Below are 18,014 nucleotides of genomic sequence, written 5' to 3' on the forward strand. Positions count from 1 at the left end.
CGCTTCCCCCCGTCGGATCTCCCCGCCGGACCTTCACCCTGCCACGGGCCACTGACAACGCCCCGGTTCAGGAGACCGGCCGGGAGTCCGTCCAGACCGACTCGAACTCCTCGCGGTAGGTCTGGAAGAGTCCGGTCTCCGTGTCCTGCCCTGCCCGGACGACCTCACGCCCGCCGCCCCGCAGTACGAGGACCGGGGCCTCCATGCCGCGGGCGCGGCGCAGGTACGACTGGACGACGGCCAGGCCGTCGGAGCCGTCCCCGTCCACGAGGTACGCGGTGAAGCGCGGGGTCTCGTCGAAGACGTGGATCTCGAAGGCGCCCGGGTCGCGCAGCTTGGAGCGCACCCGGCGCATGTGGAGGATGTTCATCTCCACCGAACGGCTCAGTTCCCCCTTGCGCAGCCCCAGCTCGCGCTCGCGGCGTTTGACCGCGCTGCTCGCCGGGTTGAGGAAGACCAGCCGCGTCCGGCAGCCGGACTCGGCGAGCCGGATGAGCCGGCGTCCGGAGAAGTTCTGGACGAGGAGGTTGAGGCCGATGCCGATGGCGTCGAGCCGCCGGGCGCCGCCGAACAGGTCCTCCGCGGGGAGCTGGCGCTGGAGCCTGACCCGGTCGGAGTGGACGGAGACGACGTCCCCGTACCGGTCGCCGACCAGGTCCTCGACCGCGTCGACGCGCAGCCGCTGCGAGGACGGTATGCCGCTGCCGCCGCCGAGGATCTCCAGCAGCCTGGCGGAGGCCCGCTCCGCCTGGGCGAGGACCGTCTCGGAGAGCGCCCGGTTGCGGGAGACGACGTTCCGCGCGACCTCCAGCTCGTCGAGCGCCAGCTCCACGTCGCGGCGGTCGTCGAAGTACGGCTCGAAGCAGGGCCAGTGCTGCACCATCAGCTCTCTGAGCTGCGGAAGGGTGAGGAAGCTCAGCACGTTGTCGTCGGCCGGGTCGAGGAGATAGCCCTTGCGCCGGGACACCTCCCGTACGGCGACGGCGCGCTGCACCCACTCCTGCCCCGCCGGTCCGGCGGCGGCGACCACCCACTCCTCGCCGTGCACGGGCTCGTAGATGGGCCGCAGGACCGCGGCGACGACCGCGCGCAGCCGCTGCTCCACCAGATTCAGCCAGATGTAGGCCCGCCCGGCCCGCTGTGCGCGCGTACGGACCTCGCTCCAGGCGTCCGCGCCCCAGTCCAGTTCCGCCCCGATCTCCATCGGTCGCGCGAGGGAGACCACTCCGGGCGGGATGTCGCCGGATTCCCCCGCATGACCTGCGTCACCTGGGGGCAGCTCCAGCCCTCCCGAGCTCACCCGCGCACCGCCTTCTCTCCCTTTTCAACGATCAAGGAAGGGTACTCCGCCGACCGGACCAGGTGCAGCAGGATGCACAGGCTCCTTTCTCAACTCCCTTGTTCGTGAGGCTTGTTCCTGGTGGTGACTTCTACCGGAGTGAGATGGTTCATCACGATTGCGCCCGATCTTCGCCGCGCACCGGCGGGGCGGGAGGGGTCCGGTGGGGCCGCTGAGCACCGTGACCGGTCCGGGGGACGGCGCGGTGCACGCGGTTGACCCTCCGGGCAAGAAGCGCCAAGAACGCTGCGGGTTCCTAGGTGGTTGCCCTACTTTCGGGGAAGATCTGGCTCAACAGCCCGCACCACCCGGATCAGAAATGGAAGAGTCCTATCTATGCAGGTCTGGCCGGGACAGACATATCCCCTCGGCGCCACGTACGACGGCGCCGGTACGAACTTCGCGGTCTACTCCGAGGTCGCGCACCGGATCGAGTTGTGCCTGCTGCACGACGACGGATCAGAAACGGCGGTGGAGCTCCGCGAGACCGACGCCTTTGTGCGCCATGCCTATCTGCCCGGCATCATGCCTGGTCAGCGCTACGGCTTCCGGGTCCACGGGCCGTACGAGCCGGAGCGCGGACACCGCTGCAACTCCGCCAAGCTGCTCCTCGACCCGTACGCGCGTGCGATCAGCGGCTCCGTCGAGTGGGGTGAGTCGGTGTACGGCTATCACTTCGGCAAGCCGGACTCGCGCAACGACATGGACTCCGCCCCCCACACGATGTCCTCGGTCGTCGTCAATCCGTACTTCGACTGGGGCGACGACCGCCGTCCGCGGACCGACTACCACCGCACCGTGCTCTACGAGGCCCATGTGAAGGGCCTGACGATGCTCCATCCGGAGCTTCCCGAGGAGCTGCGCGGCACCTACGCCGGGCTCGCCCATCCGGCGGTGATCGAGCACCTGACCGAGCTGGGGGTCACGGCGCTGGAGCTGATGCCGGTGCACCAGTTCGTCAACGACCACCGGCTGGCGGACGCCGGGCTCGCCAATTACTGGGGCTACAACACCATCGGCTTCTTCGCCCCGCACAACGCCTACGCGTCGTGGGGCGACCGGGGCGAACAGGTCCTGGAGTTCAAGCAGGCCGTACGGGCGCTGCACCAGGCCGGGATCGAGGTCATCCTCGACGTCGTCTACAACCACACGGCCGAGGGCAGCCATCTCGGCCCGACGCTCTCCTTCCGCGGCCTGGACAACGCGCAGTACTACCGGCTCTCCGAGGACCAGCGCTACTACACGGACACGACGGGCACCGGGAACTCGCTGCTGATGCGCAGCCCGCACGTCCTTCAGCTCATCATGGACTCGCTGCGGTACTGGGTGACCGAGATGCACGTCGACGGCTTCCGCTTCGACCTCGCGGCGACCCTGGCCCGCCAGTTCCACGAGGTGGACCGGCTGTCGTCGTTCTTCGACCTCGTCCAGCAGGACCCGGTGGTCAGCCAGGTGAAGCTGATCGCCGAGCCGTGGGACGTGGGCGAGGGCGGCTACCAGGTGGGGAACTTCCCGCCGCTGTGGACCGAGTGGAACGGGAAGTACCGCGACACCGTACGGGACCTCTGGCGCGGCGAGCCCAGGACCCTCGCCGAGTTCGCGTCCCGGCTGACCGGTTCGTCCGACCTGTACCAGGACGACGGGCGGCGCCCGCTGGCCTCCATCAACTTCACCACCTGCCACGACGGCTTCACCCTGCACGACCTCGTCTCGTACAACGACAAGCACAACGAGGCCAACGGCGAGTCCAACCGGGACGGCGAGAGCCACAACCGGTCCTGGAACTGCGGGGCGGAGGGCGAGAGCGACGAACCGGAGATCGTGGAGCTGCGCAACCGCCAGATGCGCAACTTCATCGCGACGCTGATGCTCTCGCAGGGCGTGCCGATGCTCAGCCACGGCGACGAGTTCGCCCGTACGCAGGGCGGCAACAACAACGCGTACTGCCAGGACAACGAGGTCTCCTGGGTCCGCTGGCCGGAGCCGGGCGCGGAGACCGACCGGACGATGCTGGCCTTCACCCAGGCGATGGTGTGGCTGCGCCGGGACCATCCGGTCTTCCGGCGCAGGCGCTTCTTCCACGGACGTCCGGTGGAGGGCACGCACGACGACCTGTCGGACATCTCCTGGTTCACCCCTGAGGGTGAGGAGATGACCCAGCAGGACTGGCAGGCGGCGCACGCCAAGGCGATGACGGTCTTCCTCAACGGCCACGCGATCTCGGAGCCGGGGCCGCGCGGGGAGCGGATCTCGGACGACTCGTTCCTGCTGATGTTCAACGCGAGCGCGGAGGAGCTGGAGTTCAGGGTGCCGGTGAACCACGGGCGGCAGTGGCAGGTCATGGTGGACACGGCCCGCCCGGAGGGTGTGGTGCGGGGGCAGGGCGAGAAGGTCGACGGCGGCGAGCGGCTCAAGATGATCGGCCGCAGCATGACGGTGCTGATGCGCCCGGCGTAGGGCCTCGTCGGCGGGAGGGCGTACGCGGCGCGGCCGGCCGGGAAATCCGGTTGCCGCGCCGCCCCGCCGGTGATCCAGTGCCCGGATGGACAAGGAAACCGTACTGAAGGCGTTCGACCGGGACATGCGACTCCATGCGGGAGCCGACGGTTCGCGCGCGTCGCCGGAGCGGGTGGGAAACGTGGTGCGCCGCAGCGGCGGCCCGCACGACTGGAACGGGGTCCTCTGGTCGGACCTGGACGAGAACTCGGCCCCGGCGGCGATCGCGGAGCAGGTGGCGCACTTCACCGGGCTCGGCCTGGAGTCCGAGTGGAAGCTCTACAGCCATGACGCTCCCGCCGGTCTCGGGAGGCTGCTGCTCGCGGCGGGGTTCGTCGCCGAGCCCACAGAGGCGCTCATGGTCGCCGAGGTCAAAGATCTGCTCGACGACGCCGAGCCACCGGAGGGCGTCCGGCTGGTCCCCGTGACCGACGCGGCCGGTGTCGCCCTCATGGCGGACGTGCACGATCAGGCGTTCGGCACGGACGGCAGCCGCATCGCTCAGCAGCTCCTCGGCCAACTCACCGAGTTCCCCGACACGGTCTCCGCGGTCGTCGCCGTGGCGGGCGACGTACCGGTGAGCGCGGCGCGGCTGGAACTGCCACCCGGCAAGCGGTTCGCCGGTCTGTGGGGCGGCGGTACAACGGAGGAGTGGCGCGGCAAGGGCATCTACCGCGCGCTCGTCACCTACCGGGCCCGGATCGCCGCCGCCCGCGGCTACCCCTACCTCCAGGTCGACGCGACGGACATGAGCCGTCCCATTCTGGAGCGCCTCGGTTTCACCGTCCTGAGCACGACCACGCCATACGTTCACACACCATGGGCAACAGGCCCTACGGTGGAGGTGGAACATGAGTCACTCCCATGACACAGAAGTCGAGAAGCGGGGTACGTACGACCGTATGACGCCCACTGCGACCTACCGGCTCCAGCTCCAGCCGGAATTCCCGTTCTCGGCCGCCCGGAGGGCCGTGCCGTATCTCGCCGCGCTCGGGGTCTCGCATCTGCACCTGTCACCGGTGCTGGAGGCCGTGCCGGGTTCCGCGCACGGCTACGACGTGGTCGACCACTCCGCCGTACGGGCCGAGCTGGGCGGCGAGGAGGAGCTGCGGCGCCTGGCCGCCACCGCCCGCGAGCACGGCCTCGGGATCGTGCTGGACATCGTCCCCAACCACATGGCCGCGGCGCCCGTCCACAACCGCGCCCTGTGGGAGGTGCTGCGGGAGGGCCCCGGGTCGCCGTACGCCCGCTGGTTCGACATCGACTGGGCGGCGGGCGACGGCAAGGTGCTGCTGCCGGTGCTGCCGGGCCCGGTCGGCGACGAGCTGGCGGCGGGGGCGCTGCGCGTCGAGGACGGCATGCTCCACCACGGCGAGCAGCGCTTCCCGCTCGCCGCCGGGAGCGAGGAACTGCCGCTGCCCGAGCTGCTCGACGCCCAGCACTACCGGCTCGCGTGGTGGCGGCTGGCCCGCACCGAGCTGAACTACCGCCGGTTCTTCACCATCCCGGAGCTGATCGGGGTACGGGTGGAGGACCCGGAGGTCTTCGCCGCCACCCACGCCAAGATCGTCGAGCTGGTACGGGACGGCGTCGTCGAGGGGCTGCGCGTCGACCACCCGGACGGGCTCGCCGATCCGGAGGAGTATCTGCGCCGGCTGAACGAGGCGACCGGCGGCTGCTGGACGGTGGTGGAGAAGATCCTCGCCGACGACGAGGTGCTGCCCGCCGGCTGGGCCGTCGCGGGCACCACCGGCTACGACGCGCTGCGCCACATCGACGGGGTGTTCACCGACGGGGCGGGCGCCGAGGTCCTGGAGCAGCGCTACCGGGACGTCGCGGGCCCGGCCGGTGACCGGGGCGGCTACTGGAACGGTACGGCCCGGCGCGCGGCCTACAAGGTGGTCTTCCACGAACTGGCCGCCGAGACCGCCTTCCTCGTCCGTACGGCGGGACGCGTCTGCGCCGCCGACCCCGCGCTGCGCGATCACGCGCCCTGGGCGCTGCGCACGGCGATCCGGGAGCTGCTGGTCCGGGTGCCGGTCTACCGCCCGTACACGACGGCGGGCGGGCCCTGCCCGGAGGCGGCCGAGGCCGCGGTCTCCGAGGAGGCGGTCCGGCAGGCGAAGACGGCGTTCGCGGTGGAGCGGGAGGCGACCGTCGTGGACGTGGTGCGGGAGCTGGCGCTCGGCCGGCTCGGTACGGGCGAGGACCAGGCGGTGTTCTGCGCGCGGTTCGCGCAGACCGCGTCCGCGCTGCGCGCCAAGTCGCTGGAGGACACGGCGTTCTACCGGTACGTGCCGCTGATCTCGGCGAACGAGGTGGGCGGCGACCCGGGCAGCCCTGCGGTGAGCCCGGAGCGGTTCCACGCGTACTGCCTGCGCCTCGCGCGCGACTGGCCGTCCACCGGCACCGTACTGACCACGCACGACACCAAGCGCAGCGCGGACGTACGGGCCGGGATCGCGATCCTGGCCGAGTGCCCCGAGCGGTGGGACCAGTTGCTGGAGCAGGTGGCGGGGGTGGCGGCGCCGGACCCGCAGGTGGCGTGGCAGGCGTGGCAGACGGCGGTGGGCTTCACCCCGGCCGTGGACGGGACCCCGCCGGACGGGGCGCGGATGGTGCCCGCGCTGCTGAAGTCGGTACGGGAGGCGGGGCTGCGGACGAGCTGGACGGAGCCGGAGCCGCTGTACGAGCAGGCGGTGGCCGCGTTCGTCGAGGCGGGCCCCGCGGGCCCCGCGCGGCGTACGGTCACGGCGTTCAACCGCGCCCTGGCGCCGTACGTACGGGCGAGCGCGCTGGGCGCGGCGCTGGTGCACCTCACCATGCCGGGGGTGCCCGACCTCTACCAGGGCACGGAGCGCGAGTACCTGGCGCTGGTGGACCCGGACAACCGGCGGCCGTTCAGGACCGGGCCGCCCGACGACCGTACGGTGGTCACGACGGCGGCGCTGCGGCTGCGCCGGGAGCGGCCCGAGGTCTTCGGCGAGTCCGGCACGTACACCCCGCTGCACGCGGTGGGCCCGGCCGCCGCACACGCGCTGGCCTTCGCCCGCACCGGCGCCACGGTCACGGTCGCGACGCGGCTTCCGTACGGTCTGGAGCGGGCCGGCGGCTGGCGTACGACGGAGCTGCCGCTGCCACCGGGACAGTGGCGGGATGTGCTGACGGGGCGTGAGGTGTCGGGGATGGTACGGCTCGCCGAGCTGCTCGACCAGTTCCCGGTGGCCCTGCTGACGACGGACTGAGGGGGACCGGCGGGGCAGCTCTCAGGGTGCTGCCAGGGGGCTGTCACCGATCACGGGGAGTGGTCACGGGGGGGCACGGCCGTGGTCACGGGTGTGGTCACGGCGGGCGATGCCGCGGTGCGCGTCGAGGTGGAGCACCGGCACGGGCGGTTCGCCGCCGGGGCCGCGCCCCGGACCCCCCGGATCGCCTCGGACCACCCCGGATCGCCTCGGCTCAGCCCGGTGCGGCCATCAGGGCGGTGACATAGGCGTCCAGCCGCTCCTCCACGGCTCGCGCCGTCAGCTCCGTCCTCCCTGTCTCCCGCCATGAACGCGCCACCAGCCGCACGTCTTCCGAGAACGCCAGCGCGTCCCGCACCCGCCAGTACAGCCGTTCGCTCGCGGTCGCCGCCAGTACCCCGCCGGCCTCCTCGTACGCCTCAGCGAACCGCGGCCCCCACGCCGGGCCGTGCAGCAGCGCGAGGTTGGTGGAGCAGTGCGCGACATCGAGGTCCGCCGGGCCCCAGGAGGCCGCTGGCCAGTCGACGACGCCGGTGATCCGGGCCCCCGCCGGATCCGGGTGCTCCATGTCGAACAGCACGTTGCCGGGGTGGAAGTCCCGGTGCAGGAACCGCCCCTCATAGGGCGGCGCGGGCTCGCGGATCACGTCGATCGCCGCGGCCCATGCCGCCGCGTCGGCGCCCTGCGGGGTCACGACGGTGTCGGCGGTCGTCCACGCCACGTACTCCGGGGGCCGCACGGCGGGTCGCACCGCGTGGATCGCCACGAGTTGACGGGCCAGCAGGGGGACGCGCGTCGCCACTCCCTCGTCGTCGAGGACCGTCCGGCCCGGCAGGTGGGTCATGAGGAGCGACGGATATTCGCACCGCGCGGCGGTCGGATCGACCGCGACCAGCCCAGGAGCCGGCACGCGGGCCCCACCGGTCCCACTGAACTCACCGGCACCATCAGCCCCATCGACCCCACTGGTCCCGTCGGTCCCCGTGAGCAGGATCAGAGCGCCGGCCTCCCTGTTCAGCCCGTCCTCGGCGTGCTCCACGTCGACGAAGGTCCGCAGCACCAGGTCACGGGTGCCCCCGTCCCGCGTACGGATGGTCAGCCGCCGCATTTCGGCGGTGATACCGCCGTGCAGCGCCTCGGTCCTGACGATCCGTTCACCGGCCTCCAGATGCCGGCTCACCCAATCCAGGGTCAACGGCCGGACAGCCGCCCCGTCATCGCGGTCGGTCACCGTGCCACCCCGTCGCCGTCCCGCCTCGACCGGAGACCGGTGAGCCCCGACGGCCCGCGCTCGATGGTTACCGCGGTGCCCGGCCGCCGGGTCAGTGCCGCGCGCAGCGCCGGGGCGAGGGTGTGGCGGGTCTCGGACGGAGTGAGGGCGGCGGGGGTAGGGAGGGGGTTGAGGTAGCGGGTGTATATGAGGCCGCCGAGGATCGTCACCACGGCCGTGGCGCGGGCGGTCGCGTCCCGGCCGCCGAGAAATTCAACAAGCCGGGCCAGCAGCTCGCATTCCAGGTATTCGCGGATCGCCTCGGCAGCCTCCCCGCCCCGGGTGGTGAGCTGTACGAAGTCGGCGTCCTCCCACAGGTCCGTCACCGCGTCGATCAGACGCTCGGGGAGGGTGGCCGGGTCGCCGCCGAGGACGTCGTCCACCGTCAGCGCATGGGCGCACTGGAACTGCATCACGTCCGCGAACAGGCCCTTCTTCGAACCGAAGTGGTACGCGATCAGCGCCGGGTCGACCCCGGCGGCCCCGGCCACCGCGCGCACAGTGGTGCCCCGGTAGCCGCGCTCCAGGAACAGCGTCCGGGCCGCCGAGACGATCGACTCGCGGGTCGGCGGATTGCCGCGGGGGCGGCCTCGGGTGCGGGCGGGGGCGGGAGCGGCGTTATTCATCAGCGTTGAGCCTGCTTTTCGTGATCGGCACAGTCAAGGGCATTCCGGTGACCACACGAAGGGACAACCCGACGCCATGCCTATCGCAGTCCTCGGTGCCGATGGACCGACCGGCCGCCACCTCACCGACCAAGCCCTCGCCGCCGGCCACGAGGTGCGAGCACGCTGCGGCGATCCGGAGGAGCGGCGGTACGTCCGTACGGCCATGGGTGTCATCACCACGGCCGTGAAGCCGGACATCGCCAAGCTGATCCGGAACAAGGGCGTGCGGAGGAAATGAGCCGGGTGACCGTCGAACTCCACTCCGCCACAGGGGCGTTCCTCACCGGCCCCCGTACAGCCACCCTGACCACGCTCCGCCCCGACGGCACCCCGCACGTCACCCCCGTCCGCTTCACCTTCGAGACGGCCACCGGCCTGGCCCGGGTGACCACCCGGGCGGCAGCGCGCAAGGCCCGGAACGTGGTGGCGGGCGGTCCTACGGCCCGAGTCGCGCTCTGCCAGGCGGACGGCTTCCGCTGGGCCACCCTCGAAGGCCGGGCCACCGTCACCGACGATCCCGCGCGCCTGGCCGAGGCCGTCCGCCGCTACACCCTCCGCTACCGCGCGGCCCCGCCCACCCCTCCGGACCTGGTCGTCGTCGAGATCGCCGTCGACCGTGTCCTGGGCCTCAACCTCTGAATCCCTGAACCCCTTAACCCCCCGGAATCCCTGAACCCCCTGAACCCCCTGAATTCCCGTCCTGAAAGCGAAGTGACACCGCCATGCCCACCACTCCCGTCCTCGGCTCCACCCTGTACCACCGCGAGTCCGGCGACCCCGACGGGCTGCCGTTCGTCTTCCTCCACGGCAACCCCACCTCCTCCCACCTCTGGCGGAACGTCCTGCCGGGTGTGGCCGCGCCCGGGCGCCGGCTCCTGGCCCCCGATCTCATCGGCATGGGCGACTCCGGCAAGCCCGACCTCGCCTACTCCTTCGACGACCACGCCCGCTATCTCGACGCCTGGTTCGACGCCCTCGGCCTTGCCGAGGCCGTCCTCGTCGGCCACGACTGGGGCGGCGCGCTCGCCTTCGACCGCGCCGCCCGCCTCCCGGGCCGCGTCCGCGGCCTCGCCTTCACCGAGACCATCGTCAAGCCGCTGGTCGGCGATGAATTCCCGGCGGCCGGGCGGGAGTTGTTCGCCATGCTGCGCACCCCCGGGGTGGGCGAGGAGATGATCCTGGAGAAGTCCCTGTTCATCGAAGGACTCCCGGACACGCTCGCCACCCCGCTCGACCCTGCCGATCTGGATGTCTACCGCCGCCCCTTCCCGACCCCGCACAGTCGCCGCCCGATACTGGCGTGGACGCGCATGATGCCGCTGGACGCCGAGCCCGCCGACATCGTGGCCCGCGTCGGGCACTACGCCGCCTGGCTGGCCGCCAGCCCCGAAGTCCCCAAGCTGCTCGCCGCGTTCGAGCCGGGCCCGGGCGCGATGACCGACCGGAGGGCGGTGGCCTGGTGCGAGGAGAACATCGCCGGCCTGGAGATCTCCCGCCACGGCCTCGCCGGCCACCACTCCCCGGAGGACCGCCCCGAGGAACTGGCCGCGGCGATCAACGCCTGGGCCGACCGCCATGGGCTGGTGCGCCCGTAGGCGTCCTCGATCACGAGGGTGCCGATCGTCCCGCGGGCGACCGACCGTCCCGCGGGCGACCGGCCGGACTGCCGCTGCCGGGCCGGTCCGCCGCCCCGGTCCGCCGGGCCGGTTACCGGAAGTTCGGTTCACGGCGTTTACAGAGGGACCGAGCCGCGCTACGTTCCGAGAAATGGGAGCGCTCCCATTTACGCCACTCGCTCACTTGTCATGATCATGCCGAAGGGACCCGCATGATGAAACGCCCCCCACTGTGGCTGTTACACCCCCGCAGAGCCGTACTCCTCGCCCTTCTCGCCGTACTCCCCGCCCTGCTGCTGGTCGTGACGGACAGTCAGCCCTCGTCCGCCCACGGCACCCCCATGAAGCCCGCCAGCCGTACCTTCATGTGCTGGCGGGACGGTCTCACCAGCACGGGTGAGATCAAGCCCGTCAACCCCGCGTGCAAGGCCGCGGTCGCGGAGAGCGGCACCACCCCGCTCTACAACTGGTTCTCCGTGCTGCGCTCGGACGGCGCCGGGCGGACCAAGGGCTTCATCCCCGACGGCCAGTTGTGCAGCGGTGGCAACACCACCTTCAACGGCTTCAACAAGTCACGCAGCGACTGGCCGCTCACCCACCTGACCTCGGGCGCGTCCCTCGACTTCTCGTACAACGCGTGGGCCGCGCACCCCGGTTGGTTCTACGTGTACGTCACCAAGGACGGCTTCGACCCCACGAAGACCTTCACCTGGGACGACCTGGAGTCCACCCCGTTCATGACCGTCGACCACCCGCAGGTCACCGGCAGCGTCGGCACCGTGGAGGGCGCCTACAAGTGGACCGGCAGGCTGCCCGGCGGCAAGAGCGGCCGGCACATCATCTACATGGTGTGGCAGCGCTCGGACAGCAACGAGACCTTCTACAGTTGCTCGGACGTGGTCTTCGACGGCGGCAACGGCGAGGTGACCGGCGTCGGTGAGGCGGGCAGCCCGACGGACCCGCCGACCGACCCGACGGCCACCTGCACCGCCACCCGGAAGACCACCAACTCGTGGTCGGGCGGCTACCAGGCCGAGGTCACCGTCAAGAACACCGGCGCCAACCCGATCCTGGGCTGGATGGTCGAGTTCACCCTGCCGACCGGCCAGAAGGTCGACAGCCTCTGGAACGGCAACGCCACCTACGGCGGCCAGGAGGTGATGGTCCACAACGTCGACTGGAACGGATCGCTGGCGGCCGGCGCCTCCACCACCTTCAACTACGTCGCCACCGGCGGACCACCGGACACCGCCACCACAGCGCCCTGCACCGTGCACTGACCAGGGCGCGCCCGCGTCACCACAGGCGCACCCGCACACTCCGGCCCGGCCCCCACCCGGACGCCGGACAGCACCCGGCCCGCCGTCACACCCCCCACACCGGGCGGCGGGCCGGGACCGCTCGACGGCCGCTCGACGGCCGCCCGGCACCGCTCAGTCGACGGCGAGCCGGAAGCTCATCTGACCGAACGTCACCATGTCCCCGTCCCGTACGACGACCGTCGAGGTGACGCGCCGTCCGTTGACGGTCGTGCCGTTCGTCGAGCCGAGGTCGCGCAGCACCCACCGCTCGCCCTGCCTGCTCAGCTCCGCGTGCAGCCGCGAGACCGTGTCATGGCTGAGCCGCAGCCCGTTGACCGGGTCGCGGCCGATCCGCAGCGGATACGGGCCCGGCTGCGGCAGCAGCAGTTTCGGCAGCCGCTCGGCCTGCCACGCCCTGCCCAGCCGGTGCGAGAACGCGGAGATCCGGCCGACCGCGGCGAACAGCCCACGGGACCAGCGGGCTTCGGTCTCCAGATCCACGACGAGCGGCTTCAGCTCGTCGGCCCCGCGGGCGGCGAGCGCCAGGTCCGTCCGGCGCAGAAAGGTGTCGTGCGACAGCTTTCCCTGCGCCATGCCTTCCCTGAGTACCGCGAGGACACGGTCGCGCTCGGCGTCGGAGAGCCGCACGGGGTACGCGGGGGACTCGAAGGAGGACGTCACAGACGTGATTGTCCTTCCGGCGGCCCTGACGTGTCCAGACGGTCCGGTGTTCCCGTGCAAGCGGTCCGGCGTTCTTCGCGGTACGGTCCGGCGTTCTTCGCGGTACGGTCCGGGGTTCCTCGCGGTACGGTCCGGGGTTCCTCCCTCCGCCACCCGCCGTTTCCGTCAACACGCTTCCCCCCTCCCGTCCGCGCCACGGCCACCCGAATCACCGTGATCACCGAGCCCCCGGCCCTCTCCCTTGCCACCATGAGAGGTGTCACCGTCAGAGGGACAGTGCCGACGACAAGGGGGAGCCACCCGTGCAGTTCGAGGTGTGGGCACCGAAGGCGCAGGAGCGGGTCGATCTCCATCTGGAGGGGACGGGCCGCGACGGACCCGACCGCCGCGGCGGGGCGAGCCCCGTCGTCCTCCCCATGGAGCGTGACCAGGGCAGACCCGGCTGGTGGACCGCCGAGACGGCTCCCGCCCCGGCCGACGGGGCGCGCTACGGCTTCGCGCTCGACGGCGGCCCCGTACGGCCCGATCCGCGCTCGCGCCGCCAGCCGGAGGGCCCCGACGGCCGCAGCGCCGTCGTCGACCAGGCCGCGTACGACTGGCGCGTCCCCTGGCCGGGCCGGCCGCTGCCCGGCGCGGTCCTGTACGAGCTGCACATCGGCACCTTCACCCGTGAGGGCACCTTCGACGCGGCGGCGGCGCGGCTCGCGCCCCTGGCCGAGCTGGGGATCACCCATGTCGAGCTGATGCCGGTGTGTCCCTTCCCCGGGACCCACGGGTGGGGGTACGAGGGGGTGTCGCTGTGGGCGGTGCACGAGCCGTACGGCGGCCCCGAGGCGCTCAAGCGATTTGTCGACGCGGCGCACCGGCTGGGCCTCGGGGTCGTCCTCGACGTCGTTCACAACCATCTGGGCCCGGCGGGCAACCATCTGCCCGCGTTCGGCCCGTACTTCACCGACACCCACCACACCCCGTGGGGCGCCGCCGTCAACCTCGACGCCCCCGGCTCGGACGAGGTCCGCGCGTATCTGCGGGAGAGCGCCCTGGCCTGGCTGCGGGACTTCCGGCTCGACGGGCTGCGGCTGGACGCCGTGCACGCGCTGGCCGACCACCGCGCACTGACCTTCCTCGAAGAGCTGTCCACGGCCGTCGACGCGCTCTCCGCCGACCTGGGCCGTCCGCTGTTCCTGATCGCCGAGTCCGACCTCGGGGACCCCCGCACCACCACGCCCCGCGCGCAGGGCGGCCTCGGACTGCACGCCCAGTGGAACGACGACTTCCACCACGCCCTGCACACCACGCTCACCGGCGAATCCCAGGGCTACTACGCCGACTTCGCCCGCGAGCCACTGGCCGCGCTGGCCAAGACGCTGACGCACGCCTTCTTCCACGACGGTACGTACTCGACCTTCCGCGGCCGTACGCACGGCCGCCCCGTCGACCGTACGAGGACGCCCGCGCACCGCTTCCTCGGTTACGCCCAGACCCATGACCAGATCGGCAACCGGGCGCTCGGCGACCGGCTCTCGGCCACCCTCTCCCCCGGGCTGCTCGCCTGCGCGGCCACCCTCGTGCTGACCGGGCCGCACACCCCGATGCTCTTCATGGGCGAGGAGTGGGGCGCGACCACGCCCTGGCAGTTCTTCACCGACCACCCCGATCCGGTGCTCGCGGAGGCCGTACGCAGCGGCAGGCGCCGGGAGTTCGCCGCGCACGGCTGGGCGGCGGAGGAGATCCCGGACCCGCAGGACCCGGCGACGCGCGAACGCTCGTGCCTGGACCGCTCGGAGCAGGCACGCGAGCCGCACGCGCGTCTGCTGGCCTGGTACCGCGAACTGATCGCGCTGCGCCACGCCCAGCCGGATCTGGCCGATCCGGACCTGGCGGCGGTGCGGGTCGCGTACGACGAGGGGGCGCGCTGGCTGGCGTACCGCAGGGGCGATCTGCGGATCGCGGTGAACCTCTCCGCGCGGGGCGTGGAGATCCCGCTGGACGGCCTGTCCACGGACAGCTCCGGCCGGGTACTGGCGGCGTGGGAGCCGGTGGCGGCGCCGGGGGCGGACGGGGTGCTGCGGATGCCGCCGGAGTCATGCGTGATCCTGACCGACGGCTGAACCGGCCCCGGCCCGGTGGAACAGGGCCGTCCACAGGAAGGGTTCCCCGAAGCGGGGCGACTCGGGCGGCTCGTCGTTCATGCGGCGCACCTCGATCTCCGTGAGGCCGGAGAAGATCCGGCGCAGGGAGTCCGGCGTGTACGCGAGACCGCCGTGGAGGCCGGGCCGGTCGGTTCCGCCGGTTCCGTCGATTCCGCCGGTTCCGTCGGTTCCTTCGGTTCCGTCGGACCGGCCCGGTCGGCCGTAGAAGGCCGCGTCGGGGAGTTCGGAGCCCATGCCCGCCTCCCCGGCGGCGAAGCAGGTGAGGGCGAGACGGCCCCCGGGGGCGAGCACGCGGTCGACGAGGGCGAGGTAGCTGATCCGCCGGTGGGGCGGCAGGTGGTGGAAGCAGCCCGAGTCCTGGATCAGGTCGTACGGGCCGCCCAGTTCCGCCGGGTCGAGGGCGAAGGCGTCGCCGAGGTGGAAGCGGAGGTCGGCACCGGCGTCGCGGGCGCGCTCCCGCGCCCAGTCGAGGGCCGCCGGGGAGAGGTCGACAGCGTCCACCCGGAAGCCCCGGGAGGCGAGATACAGCGCGTTACGGCCCGGGCCGCATCCCAGGTCGAGCGCGCGGCCCGGTGCGACCAGGCCCCGGTCGAGGTACGAGACCAGGCTCTCGTCCGGCTTCGCCACGAAGAACGGCACCCGCTTGGAGCGGTCGGCGTAGAAGCCGTCCCACCAGGTGGCCGCTTCGGCCGTCCAGCGGTCGGCCTCCGGCGCGAACAGGCCGTCCAGCAGCCTCAGCACATCCTCGGTCGTGCGTGTGTCCCGGTCCATCAACTCCCCTTCCCTCATGGGGGGTACGGTGCCACCGGAGACCGGGAAAGGCCAGGTCACCCCCGGTTTCGCACGGGACGCGGGCGCGGCGTGCGCGGGGGCTGCGCGGGCGAACGGGGAGAGGGGAACCCCGTGCCCCCGCCCGCCCGTGGAACAGCCTCCGCACCCCCGCCGATCCCTGCCAGGGGCCCCTTCGCGCCTACTCGACGATCGCCATCTCGCGCGGGGTGTTGTTGAGCCGGCGGCCGCCGTCCTCCGTGACCGTGACGATGTCCTCGATCCTGACCCCGAAGCGCCCCGGCAGATAGACACCGGGCTCGACCGAGAAGCACATGCCCGGCACCATCGGCCGCTCCTCGCCCTCGATCATGTACGGCGGCTCATGGGTCGTGACGCCGATGCCGTGGCCGGTGCGGTGGATGAAGTACGCGCCGTACCCGGCGTCCGCGATGACCGCGCGGGCGGCCCGGTCGACCTCCTGGCAGGCGGCCCCGGGGCGTACCGCCTCGAACCCGGCCTGCTGCGCCGCGCGTACGACGTCGTGCACGCGCCGCTCCTCGGCGGTCGGCTCGCCGACATGGACGGTCCGGGTGGTGTCGGAGCCGTACCCGTACTTGAGCCCGCCGAAGTCGAGGACGACCATGTCGCCCCGCTCGATGACCCGCTCGTCGGCCTCGTGGTGCGGATCCGCGCCGTTGGGGCCCGATCCGACGACGGTGAAGTCGACCTGGGAGTGGCCGTGCTCCCGCAGGAGGCGGGCGAGATCGGCGGCCACGTCCGTCTCCCGGCGTCCGGCGAACCGGACCTTCAGGATGTCGTCGTACGCGGCGTCGGCCGCCGCGCCCGCCGCCCCGATCCGCTCCAGCTCCCGCGCGTCCTTGACGGCGCGCAGCATCGGCAGCCCCTCGGTCAGCGCGACGTACGAGGTGCCGGGCAGCGTCCGCTGGAGCGCGAGCAGATGCATCGCCCAGGCGTTGTCGCTGACGCCGAACCGGCCCGCCGGGTCCAGCAGCGGGGCCGTCACGCCGTACGGGTCCGTGCCGTCCGTCCAGTCGCGCAGGGTGAGCGCGGGCGCCCCGGCGGCGCGTGCGGCGTCCGGCGCCTCCAGGGCGGGCACCACGAGGACGGGGTCCCGGCCCGCGGCGACGACGAGCAGGGTGAGCCGCTCGGTGTCGGCGGTCGGCCGGTAGCCGGTGAGATGGACGAGGTCGGGCCCAGGGGCGACGAGCAGGCCAGCGAGACCGGCGTCGGCCGCGGACTCGGCGGCGCGGGCCATCCGGGCACGGTAGTCGTCCGCGGTGAAGGGCGGCGGGACGACGGGCGGCGGGGCGAGGGTCATACGGTCTCCTTCTTCGGTGTCCGTGCGGGCGGGCTGAGGTCACCGCGGGCACGCGGGCCCGGCGGGATCCGCACGAGAGGGCCTACTCCACTCCCGGTGGCATCCGCCCGTCCGGGTCCAGCCGTTCCAGCAGCTCCTGGAAGTCGTCACCGACGACGATCCGCAGCCCCTCGCCGTCGTCGTCCGCCTCGCTGAGCTGCGTGAGCGTACCGCCGCGCCACCAGTAGACGTACGGGCTGATGGCGCCGGGGGTGTCCTCGTACCCGGAGGCGGCGAAGGACGCCATCGCGTTCAGCGACGGGATCATCGTCAGGTCACGGATGACATGGAAGGCGAGCTGGTGCCGGAACGGGAGCGCGACGAGCGCCCCGTCCGGCGGTATCCGCTCGCCGGTGACCTGCCGTACGACCGTCTCCAGGGCGAGGACGCGGCTGGCCGTGTAGAAGGAGTCGCCGAGGATCACCTCGAACCGCATCCCGTCGGCGCCCTTGTCCTTGACGGTCTCGCGCCCCTCGACGGGCAGCTCGCGCAGATTGCGCAGCGCCCGCTCGCGGAGGTCCCTGACCTCGCCCAGCGGCTCCAGCGCCTCGTCGGTGAGCATCATGACGCTCTCCGGCAGATCGAGCGCGAGCACTTCGTAGAGCCCGGGGGCGACCGAGCGCGCGTACCCGAACGTCTGGGCGTCGAGGCCGTCCTCGCTGATCACCCGGGGGTAGAGCTGGGCGCGGATCTGCTCGGGCGACAGGGTGTCGAGCGCGGAGGGGCCGTCCATGGTGCGCAGCACCATGCCCGCGTGTCTGCGGGCGAGATCGCCCCAGACCCGGGGCCCGCGGTCGTCGTTGTGGCAGACGGCGGCGAGGTTGCCCAGGCCGAACTGGCGGCCGGCGCTGTCGGTCACCATGTCCGCGTAGAGCGTGACCTCCAGTCCGTGCTCGGCGAACGCCTCACGGACCTGGCCGCGGAAGAGCGCGGCCTCGTCCACCGAGAAGAACGAGAACGCGGGGTCCCGGGGCGTGTCACGTCCGTCACGCCTCGGCCCTCGCCGGAACAGCCCCACACCATCGCCTCCGCCCGTGTCCGCCCCGCGTCGTCACCGTCCCGCCCGCTCCCCCGGAAAACGCGGGGGAGCCCGGTG

Annotated in this window: 15 protein-coding genes; 8 read left to right on the plus strand and 7 right to left on the minus strand. The window is 72.2% G+C overall.

Annotated features, from left to right (window positions below):
• Window positions 1-67: 67 nt before the first annotated feature.
• Window positions 68-1,300 carry an SAV2148 family HEPN domain-containing protein gene (locus tag ACIO3P_RS08675; protein WP_329822010.1) on the minus strand — a complete coding sequence of 411 codons (1,233 nt, stop codon included), beginning with the start codon at window positions 1,298-1,300 and terminating at the stop codon, window positions 68-70.
• Between the two features lie 375 nt (window positions 1,301-1,675).
• Here ACIO3P_RS08675 and glgX point away from each other — a divergent pair, with 375 nt between their 5' ends.
• The 3 genes from glgX to treY all read left to right on the plus strand — a co-directional run bounded on the left by glgX (window position 1,676) and on the right by treY (window position 7,080).
• Window positions 1,676-3,796 (plus strand): glycogen debranching protein GlgX, encoded by a 2,121-nt coding sequence (gene glgX / locus ACIO3P_RS08680; RefSeq protein WP_329822012.1) that lies wholly within the window; start codon window positions 1,676-1,678, stop codon window positions 3,794-3,796.
• Between the two features lie 85 nt (window positions 3,797-3,881).
• Entirely contained in the window at window positions 3,882-4,703 is an 822-nt protein-coding gene (locus ACIO3P_RS08685) for a GNAT family N-acetyltransferase (protein ID WP_401848421.1), read from the plus strand.
• Window positions 4,704-4,737: 34 nt separating this feature from the next.
• Window positions 4,738-7,080 carry a malto-oligosyltrehalose synthase gene (gene treY / locus ACIO3P_RS08690; protein WP_329822057.1) on the plus strand — a complete coding sequence of 781 codons (2,343 nt, stop codon included), beginning with the start codon at window positions 4,738-4,740 and terminating at the stop codon, window positions 7,078-7,080.
• 214 nt (window positions 7,081-7,294) lie between these two features.
• On the opposite strand, the gene ACIO3P_RS08695 is transcribed toward treY, so the two are convergent.
• Together ACIO3P_RS08695 and ACIO3P_RS08700 are read right to left on the minus strand one after the other, a co-directional pair.
• On the minus strand, window positions 7,295-8,260 hold the full coding sequence (locus ACIO3P_RS08695; protein ID WP_401848419.1) for a phosphotransferase family protein: 966 nt from the start codon (window positions 8,258-8,260) through the stop codon (window positions 7,295-7,297).
• Between the two features lie 47 nt (window positions 8,261-8,307).
• Window positions 8,308-8,976 carry a TetR/AcrR family transcriptional regulator gene (locus ACIO3P_RS08700; RefSeq protein WP_401848417.1) on the minus strand — a complete coding sequence of 223 codons (669 nt, stop codon included), beginning with the start codon at window positions 8,974-8,976 and terminating at the stop codon, window positions 8,308-8,310.
• Window positions 8,977-9,052: 76 nt separating this feature from the next.
• Between ACIO3P_RS08700 and ACIO3P_RS08705 the strand changes: the two genes are divergently transcribed.
• The 4 genes from ACIO3P_RS08705 (at window position 9,053) to ACIO3P_RS08720 (ending at window position 11,914) form a co-directional block, all read left to right on the plus strand.
• Complete coding sequence (locus ACIO3P_RS08705; protein ID WP_401785487.1) at window positions 9,053-9,256, plus strand: hypothetical protein; 204 nt, start codon at window positions 9,053-9,055, stop codon at window positions 9,254-9,256.
• Entirely contained in the window at window positions 9,253-9,657 is a 405-nt protein-coding gene (locus ACIO3P_RS08710) for a pyridoxamine 5'-phosphate oxidase family protein (RefSeq protein WP_401848415.1), read from the plus strand. The genes ACIO3P_RS08705 and ACIO3P_RS08710 overlap by 4 nt, the downstream gene beginning before the upstream one ends.
• An 83-nt stretch (window positions 9,658-9,740) precedes the next feature.
• On the plus strand, window positions 9,741-10,613 hold the full coding sequence (locus tag ACIO3P_RS08715) for a haloalkane dehalogenase (RefSeq protein WP_401848414.1): 873 nt from the start codon (window positions 9,741-9,743) through the stop codon (window positions 10,611-10,613).
• 236 nt (window positions 10,614-10,849) lie between these two features.
• On the plus strand, window positions 10,850-11,914 hold the full coding sequence (locus tag ACIO3P_RS08720) for a lytic polysaccharide monooxygenase (protein ID WP_401785479.1): 1,065 nt from the start codon (window positions 10,850-10,852) through the stop codon (window positions 11,912-11,914).
• Between the two features lie 153 nt (window positions 11,915-12,067).
• On the opposite strand, the gene ACIO3P_RS08725 is transcribed toward ACIO3P_RS08720, so the two are convergent.
• A complete protein-coding gene (locus ACIO3P_RS08725; protein ID WP_329822024.1) occupies window positions 12,068-12,616 on the minus strand; it encodes a DUF1707 and FHA domain-containing protein in 549 nt (182 codons plus the stop codon).
• A gap of 302 nt (window positions 12,617-12,918) precedes the next feature.
• Here ACIO3P_RS08725 and treZ point away from each other — a divergent pair, with 302 nt between their 5' ends.
• On the plus strand, window positions 12,919-14,727 hold the full coding sequence (gene treZ, locus ACIO3P_RS08730; protein WP_401848413.1) for a malto-oligosyltrehalose trehalohydrolase: 1,809 nt from the start codon (window positions 12,919-12,921) through the stop codon (window positions 14,725-14,727).
• Here the strand turns inward: treZ and ACIO3P_RS08735 are convergent.
• From ACIO3P_RS08735 to ACIO3P_RS08745, 3 genes are all read right to left on the minus strand, one after another.
• Window positions 14,701-15,540 carry a class I SAM-dependent methyltransferase gene (locus ACIO3P_RS08735; RefSeq protein WP_401848411.1) on the minus strand — a complete coding sequence of 280 codons (840 nt, stop codon included), beginning with the start codon at window positions 15,538-15,540 and terminating at the stop codon, window positions 14,701-14,703. The genes treZ and ACIO3P_RS08735 overlap by 27 nt on opposite strands.
• A gap of 199 nt (window positions 15,541-15,739) precedes the next feature.
• Window positions 15,740-16,879 carry an aminopeptidase P family protein gene (locus ACIO3P_RS08740; RefSeq protein ID WP_329822026.1) on the minus strand — a complete coding sequence of 380 codons (1,140 nt, stop codon included), beginning with the start codon at window positions 16,877-16,879 and terminating at the stop codon, window positions 15,740-15,742.
• An 82-nt stretch (window positions 16,880-16,961) separates the two neighbouring features.
• Window positions 16,962-17,936, minus strand: a complete 975-nt coding sequence (locus tag ACIO3P_RS08745) for a hypothetical protein (RefSeq protein WP_329822027.1) — start codon at window positions 17,934-17,936, stop codon at window positions 16,962-16,964.
• Between the last annotated feature and the right edge of the window lie 78 nt (window positions 17,937-18,014).

This window comes from Streptomyces sp. NPDC087310, assembly GCF_044744405.1.
GTDB lineage: Bacteria > Actinomycetota > Actinomycetes > Streptomycetales > Streptomycetaceae > Streptomyces.

Coding starts and splice junctions, on each gene's coding strand:
- ACIO3P_RS08700 (WP_401848417.1), bottom strand. CDS start 8,976: ATGAATAACGCCGCTCCCGCCCCCGCCCGCACCCGAGGCCGCCCCCGC.
- glgX (WP_329822012.1), top strand. CDS start 1,676: ATGCAGGTCTGGCCGGGACAGACATATCCCCTCGGCGCCACGTACGAC.
- ACIO3P_RS08715 (WP_401848414.1), top strand. CDS start 9,741: ATGCCCACCACTCCCGTCCTCGGCTCCACCCTGTACCACCGCGAGTCC.
- ACIO3P_RS08685 (WP_401848421.1), top strand. CDS start 3,882: ATGGACAAGGAAACCGTACTGAAGGCGTTCGACCGGGACATGCGACTC.
- ACIO3P_RS08740 (WP_329822026.1), bottom strand. CDS start 16,879: ATGACCCTCGCCCCGCCGCCCGTCGTCCCGCCGCCCTTCACCGCGGAC.
- ACIO3P_RS08710 (WP_401848415.1), top strand. CDS start 9,253: ATGAGCCGGGTGACCGTCGAACTCCACTCCGCCACAGGGGCGTTCCTC.
- ACIO3P_RS08705 (WP_401785487.1), top strand. CDS start 9,053: ATGCCTATCGCAGTCCTCGGTGCCGATGGACCGACCGGCCGCCACCTC.
- treY (WP_329822057.1), top strand. CDS start 4,738: ATGACGCCCACTGCGACCTACCGGCTCCAGCTCCAGCCGGAATTCCCG.
- ACIO3P_RS08720 (WP_401785479.1), top strand. CDS start 10,850: ATGAAACGCCCCCCACTGTGGCTGTTACACCCCCGCAGAGCCGTACTC.
- ACIO3P_RS08735 (WP_401848411.1), bottom strand. CDS start 15,540: ATGGACCGGGACACACGCACGACCGAGGATGTGCTGAGGCTGCTGGAC.